Origin of the sequence: Bowmanella yangjiangensis (genome assembly GCF_017255015.1) — a bacterium.
Classification (GTDB): domain Bacteria; phylum Pseudomonadota; class Gammaproteobacteria; order Enterobacterales; family Alteromonadaceae; genus Bowmanella; species Bowmanella yangjiangensis.
Genome location: NZ_JAFKCS010000014.1, coordinates 108,508 through 114,507, shown reverse-complemented (window position 1 = coordinate 114,507; position 6,000 = coordinate 108,508). Strand labels below are relative to the sequence as shown.

The window sequence follows — 6,000 nt, the reverse complement described above, 5'->3', positions numbered from 1 at the left end:
CTATGGAGCCCGGACTTTCCTCCCCCCGCTTGCGCGAGCGACGATTGCCTGGCCAACTCCGGCGCGCAGTGTACTGCAAAGCAGCAAATGATTCGAGTAACCCTTGGCTTTTTTTATCATTCATCCATTGTTGCGCTAACTAAGCTATCCAGATTTGCGGGAAAATTCGTTTGACTAAGCAACAACTTGCAATATCTGCTAAAGTGCTGTCCTGATGTTGGGTAACTTATCTTAAACCATGAATAAAGCCTTGATAGGTGAAAGTCACTACACCAAAAGCGTGCGCAATCTGATAAAGAAAGTGCATGACCAATCCCCGATCAAGGATTCCCTGTATGAGCAGGCTGCAGACTATTTCGCAATGCAAAGTGGTCTGAGTGAACAACTGCAAGATTTAAAACAACAGGTGGCCAGCACAAAGGATGCCAGTTCAAGCCGGGGGGAAGCCCGCCACAAAGACGCTCAAGGTAAGCTCAAGCGTTTCAATCAGCACAGCGAAGAAGGCCGGTTACAACGTTATAAAGAGCTTCATCAGGTTTGTGAGCAGATCCTAGATTTAACCGACGCGATCTCTGAGGACGAAAGCGCTCGTAACTTTTCCCGTTTGCTCGGCACCATCTTACTCACGACTCAAACGGAGCATCGCAAGGTCGCACTGTTCAATCAAAAGAGTAAACACTTGTACAAGGCGACGTTGTGCCTGCTGTTGCTGGATGCCATGTTGGCAGACAAGCAGATTAGTAACCCCTACGTGCTAAAGCACTTTGAGAAACGGGTAGTCAACGCCAAGAGTAAAGACGAAGCCAATCAATGTCCTTTCCGGCTTTACGTTAAAGTCCCTTTGCTGATGACAGCGCTACTTCAGGATGTGGGACAAAGCCATCCTGACGTACAGGCTATTCTCAAAGGTCCGGATGGTAGCGAAGATGAATTCCGCACCCTGGATAGAGAAGAGCGCCAGGAGATGCTCAAACTTAGCTATCAGCACACCATTAACTATCTAAAAGATGGTATTGGCTGCGGAAGCTATGTGGGCAACTCCAAGCAAGAACGAGAGCTGTTCAACGAGGCGGAAAAAGACAAGCTTAAGTTCGTTATGACGCTAATTAAGTCATCCCTTGACCCGCGCCAGACAATAGGAAATTTACTCAAGATCCCACAGGTTTATACCTCTGTGGTGCTTTCTACTAAGCTTGGACAAGCCTACGATACCCTCCCCAAGGCCACCCTGGTGTTGGAAAAAGCGGCAGAGAAAGACGCCCTTAACGGTAAAGCGGTGCAAAGCTTCATTCGAGTGGTGGGACATTTTCCTCAGGGTTTTGGCATCACCTATATACCCAAAGACTCTGACCGTCGGGACTTAGACAGATATGAATATGCTATCGTGAATGGCTTATATCCCGAAAACCCGTCCGTTCCCATTTGTCGTTCTGCCACTAAAAACCTAGAGTTTACTGGTCTTGGCCACGATCTTTTGATTGGCGTCGACAACAATCTTTATTACCCACAGGCAAGAAAGAAGCTTGAGGTTATGAGCAAGGAACGCTTACTGGAGATCCTCAGCAAGCTGGTGTCCAATTTTGAGGAGCGCAAAGAACTGGCTCTCATCCCCAACTGCTGGCATCCCTATACCTTTTTTTCCTATGCCAAACACCAGAACTTGTGGAATAAGACCAATCGTTTATCAAACTAAGACGACAATTCCAATCCTAATTGATAAAGCTCATTCTTCTTCAGTTGATAGTGTTTAGCCGTCAAGGCTGCAGCCTTTTTCAGGGGCAATTCCTGCATAAGTAGAGTCAACAGCGATACTGCCTCAGGAGGAATATCCAGATTGGATTGTTCCGCCGGACCAACCATCAGAACAAACTCCCCCTTCTGATGCACGGCATCTTCCCTTAACCAATCCAAAACCTGCGTTGCTGTGCCGCTACAAAAGGTCTCAAAGGTTTTAGTCAGCTCTTTGGCCAGTACTACTGCTGTGCTCTCTCCCAGTTCCTCAACGAGCATTGCCAACGTCTCTTCCACTCTTCGAGGTGCTTCATAAAATACTGTTGTCATTTCAGCGCTTTTCAAACAAGCCAGCGCCTCCCTTCTGGCCACCTGTTTTACCGGTAAAAAACCAGCGAAGGTGAACTTATCAGTAGGTAGCCCCGCCGCACACAATGCGGTAATGGCCGCGCAGGGACCAGGCAGGGGTACCACCTGAATTCCAGCATTTCGACACAAATTTACCAAGGCATAGCCAGGATCACTAATTAGCGGTGTGCCCGCATCACTGATCAAGGCCAGATTCATCCCTTGCTCCAGTCTTGACAAAAGCTGTTCCGCGCGTTGCTTTTCGTTGTGATCATGCAGAGCATAAAGGCGGGTATTGATTTGGTAGTGACTCAGCAACTTTTGACTATGACGGGTATCTTCCGCAGCAATCAAGTCCACCTCGGCTAAAACGTGCAAGGCGCGTTGGCTGATATCTTGAAGGTTTCCGATGGGCGTTGCGACTATATAAAGGCAACCTTTTTGGGTGTCAGAGTGTTGCATGTCAGAGGCCAGATAAATGAGCAAAGGCCTATTCTACCTGCTAGAGGGCGTTTGCATACGTGTGATTTGTATTGAAGCTGAGGTAGAATTGCTCACAACCCTATATAAAGAGTGCAGGATCACTGATGTCTCGCATGCGAACGCTTACATACGGAATTGCTATTACTGTCTTATGTGCTTGTAGCTCCGCACCTAAAGTTCATCAACGTGAAACCCCGCAAGTAAAATCTGATGAGAAACAAATACCTGTGGCATTGACTGCGCAGCAGTATCTGCAACAGGCAAGAATATCTCCGCTAGTAAAACAAAAGCGTCTGCTGCTAGATGCGGCAACGGCTTTCATGCAAGAAGGCGATTGCAACAGCAGTCTGAAACTTCTTAAGCCTCTCCTACCGAGGTTAGAAGAATTTGAACAGCAGGATCAGGCACACCTCCTGCAAGCACGATGCCTTGCCAATCTGGGCCACTGGCAACTTGCTGAGCAGAGTCTTCAGGCTGTCAGTCAACATCTGCAGCTGCTACCCAAGCGATTAGCCTTAAGCGCCGAAATAGCTCAGCAGCAGGGCGACACCCTCACAGCTGCCAATAATCTTGCTGAACTGAGCACTTTGCAACCAGATAAACAAAGTGAGCTGCAGGAAAAAATCTGGCATTTGGTACAGCAAACGCCAGATAAAGCAATCTCGTCTCCTGGCAGTTTTCAGGGACCACTATCCCCCTGGCTACAGTTAGCCAGAATCGCCCGTACCAATAGCGGTGAGGCGTTGTCCAGTCAATTACTCGAGTGGCAGACACGCCATAACCTGCCTTTACCTGCGGATCTGCAACCGCTACTACAATCACCTTCAGTGCAGCCACAACGAATCGCTGTCATCCTCCCCCTATCAGGTCGCCTGGCCAATCAGGGTGAAGCATTGAAGGAAGGGATTTTAGCAGCGTATTTTGCTGATCAAAGTGAACATAAAGCCCAGGTAAGTTTTGTTGACACCCTCTCCCTTAATGAACAAACCTTGGCAAATATGGACCAACAATTCGATTTTGTTATTGGTCCACTGCTTAAGGAAAACCTTGATACTTTGCTACCACAGTTGCCGGATAACTTACCTGTATTAGCACTGAACAGGCCGGACCAACCCGTTAAACAAGCCAGCCGTTACTTTTACTCTCTGGCACCGGAAGACGAGGCAGAGCAACTGGCTGAATTGCTCAGTCAAAAGGGCTATAAATCCCCGTTGGTTGTCAATGCCGACCGCGCGGTGTTTCAACGAATGGCGAGCAGCTTTACTGAAAAGTGGCAAAGCACAGGACGTCCCGCTCCCAAGCAGGTGTCATTTACCGACAACAAGTCCATGCGCAACGCCATGGAGGGACTGTTAGATGTCAGCCATAGCAAACAAAGAATCAAACAAGTAGAGAGATTAGCGAAAGAGGAAGTACATACTTTCGCTCGTAATCGCAGGGACGTGGATGCCATTGTCATCTTTGCCAACGCAGCACAAACAGAATTACTCAACCCCATAATCGAATCCAGTATTAGTCCGTTTGCAGAGATGGTGCCAGTTTATGCATCCTCACGGAGCTTCAGCCAAGAGCTTGGAGGGAACAGTCTGCGTGACCTTCGCCATATGACCTTTGTTGACATGCCGTGGATGTTGCCGGGTGGAGATAGCGTTCTAAAGGAACTCAACAAGCAACTTTGGCCTCAACGCAATGATGGACAAAATCGCCTGTTTGCTATGGGTTACGACGCTTACCGTTTGTTGCCAACGCTTGTGCATATGGCGCAAGTACCACAAATGACCATACAAGGGCTTACCGGTACATTGAGAATGGATGAGCATCATCAACTACGCCGCAGCCTGCCGTTAGGAAAGGTAGAGCAGGAAAAGGTTGTCCGCCTTGCAATGGATTAAGCAACAGCTATCAGGAATACTTGGCCGGGACGCCGAGCAGCGGGCCCGCCACTACCTGGAATCCCAAGGGTTAAAATACATACAAGGCAACTATCGCTGCAAAGCCGGTGAAATTGATTTAATTATGCGGGAAAATCAGGAACTGGTGTTCGTTGAAGTTAAATACCGGACTAAACAAACTCATGGCAATGCTGCTGAATATTTCGATATGCATAAAAGAAGAAAGTTTGAAGCAGCCTTGCAGCATTACCTTTGTGCCAACCAACTAAACCCAGCAAGTATCGCCCACCGAATTGATGTGGTAGCAATAGACGGGCAGCAGATTCAGTGGATTAAGTACGTATGATAGAAAGCATTAAAGCCAACTTCACAGAGAGCATTCAAACTAAAATTGCAGCCATCGAGATATTGCCCGACATGATAGAGCGCGCCACTTACATGATGGTTCAGGCGTTGATTGCCGGCAATAAAATACTATGCTGCGGCAATGGTGGTTCTGCCGGAGATGCTCAGCATTTTGCTTCACAACTACTGAATCGTTATGACCGCGACAGACCGAGTTTACCCGCGTTAGCACTAACCTGTGACAGTGCGACCATCACATCCGTTGCCAACGATTACAGTTATGATGAAATATTTTCCAAGCAAGTAAGGGCCCTGGGGCAAAGTGGCGATATTCTGCTGGCCATTTCAACCAGTGGTAATTCGCGCAATGTCATTATGGCCATGGAAGCGGCCCTGAGCCGTGATATGACTATTATTGCTCTGACAGGCAAGGATGGCGGCGAAATGGCAGGACTGCTTGGCCCAAATGATGTGGAAATTCGCGTGCCCTCCAATAAAACCCCCAGGATACAAGAAGTACACTTATTGGTAATCCATGCCTTGTGCTGTGCAATTGATGACTGCCTGTTCCCCGACCATAGTGGAGAATAAAGATGAAAACGACGACAAAAGGATGCCTGATTGCCACCCTGTTACTGGCGACCAGCCAATTAACCGGATGTGCTGTAGCTATTGTCGGCGCCGGTGTGGGTGCCGCTTCTGTTGCACATGACAGACGTACGGTAGGCACGCAGTTGGATGACGCCACTTTGGAATCTCGCATCGCCAGTAAGCTAAGTACCAATGAGCAGTTAAAAGGCCAGGCCCATATTAATGTTGAGGTATTCAACGGCGTCACACTGCTGGTAGGCCAGGTGCCCAACGAGCAATTAAAACGAGAGGCTCAGCAATTAGCCGAGAGTTTGCCTCAAGTTAATCGCCTGCATAATCAACTACGCCTTGGCAGCCCAACGCCGGCATCTGTGCGCGCCCACGATGTATGGTTAGCCACTAAGGTCAAATCAAACCTGGTTGCCGACAAACGTGTAGACGGTTTGCATATCGAGGTCATCGTCGAGGATTCAGAAGTCTTTCTGATGGGACTGGTGAATGAGCAAGAGGCCAACATTGCAGTGGAGATAGTCAGAAATATTAATGGCGTAACAAAAGTTATAAAGGCGTTTGAGTACTTATAAACTTAACTGTGATGATATTAAACAAA

The 6,000-nt window shown here is 48.1% G+C and carries 6 protein-coding genes; 5 read left to right on the top strand and 1 reads right to left on the bottom strand.

The window, feature by feature from the left end:
* Window positions 1–238: 238 nt before the first annotated feature.
* Window positions 239–1,693 carry a hypothetical protein gene (locus J0A65_RS14570; protein WP_206595041.1) on the top strand — a complete coding sequence of 485 codons (1,455 nt, stop codon included), beginning with the start codon at window positions 239–241 and terminating at the stop codon, window positions 1,691–1,693.
* On the opposite strand, the gene rsmI is transcribed toward J0A65_RS14570, so the two are convergent.
* Window positions 1,690–2,541, bottom strand: coding sequence for a 16S rRNA (cytidine(1402)-2'-O)-methyltransferase (gene rsmI, locus J0A65_RS14565; protein ID WP_206595040.1), 852 nt, complete (start codon window positions 2,539–2,541; stop codon window positions 1,690–1,692). The genes J0A65_RS14570 and rsmI overlap by 4 nt on opposite strands.
* A 125-nt stretch (window positions 2,542–2,666) precedes the next feature.
* Between rsmI and J0A65_RS14560 the strand changes: the two genes are divergently transcribed.
* Genes J0A65_RS14560 through J0A65_RS14545 form a run of 4 tightly spaced genes read left to right on the top strand, consistent with a single transcriptional unit; the run spans window position 2,667 to window position 5,974 of the window.
* Window positions 2,667–4,454, top strand: a complete 1,788-nt coding sequence (locus J0A65_RS14560) for a penicillin-binding protein activator (RefSeq protein WP_206595039.1) — start codon at window positions 2,667–2,669, stop codon at window positions 4,452–4,454.
* Window positions 4,441–4,800 carry a YraN family protein gene (locus J0A65_RS14555; RefSeq protein WP_206595038.1) on the top strand — a complete coding sequence of 120 codons (360 nt, stop codon included), beginning with the start codon at window positions 4,441–4,443 and terminating at the stop codon, window positions 4,798–4,800. Before J0A65_RS14560 ends, J0A65_RS14555 begins: the two co-directional genes overlap by 14 nt.
* A complete protein-coding gene (locus J0A65_RS14550) occupies window positions 4,797–5,390 on the top strand; it encodes a phosphoheptose isomerase (protein WP_206595037.1) in 594 nt (197 codons plus the stop codon). Before J0A65_RS14555 ends, J0A65_RS14550 begins: the two co-directional genes overlap by 4 nt.
* A gap of 2 nt (window positions 5,391–5,392) precedes the next feature.
* Complete coding sequence (locus J0A65_RS14545) at window positions 5,393–5,974, top strand: BON domain-containing protein (protein WP_206595036.1); 582 nt, start codon at window positions 5,393–5,395, stop codon at window positions 5,972–5,974.
* The last annotated feature ends 26 nt before the right edge of the window (window positions 5,975–6,000 follow it).

Bases quoted from the DNA above. Each gene is read 5' to 3' on its own strand.
- J0A65_RS14570 (WP_206595041.1), top strand. From the start codon at position 239: ATGAATAAAGCCTTGATAGGTGAAAGTCACTACACCAAAAGCGTGCGC.
- rsmI (WP_206595040.1), bottom strand. From the start codon at position 2,541: ATGCAACACTCTGACACCCAAAAAGGTTGCCTTTATATAGTCGCAACG.
- J0A65_RS14560 (WP_206595039.1), top strand. From the start codon at position 2,667: ATGTCTCGCATGCGAACGCTTACATACGGAATTGCTATTACTGTCTTA.
- J0A65_RS14550 (WP_206595037.1), top strand. From the start codon at position 4,797: ATGATAGAAAGCATTAAAGCCAACTTCACAGAGAGCATTCAAACTAAA.
- J0A65_RS14545 (WP_206595036.1), top strand. From the start codon at position 5,393: ATGAAAACGACGACAAAAGGATGCCTGATTGCCACCCTGTTACTGGCG.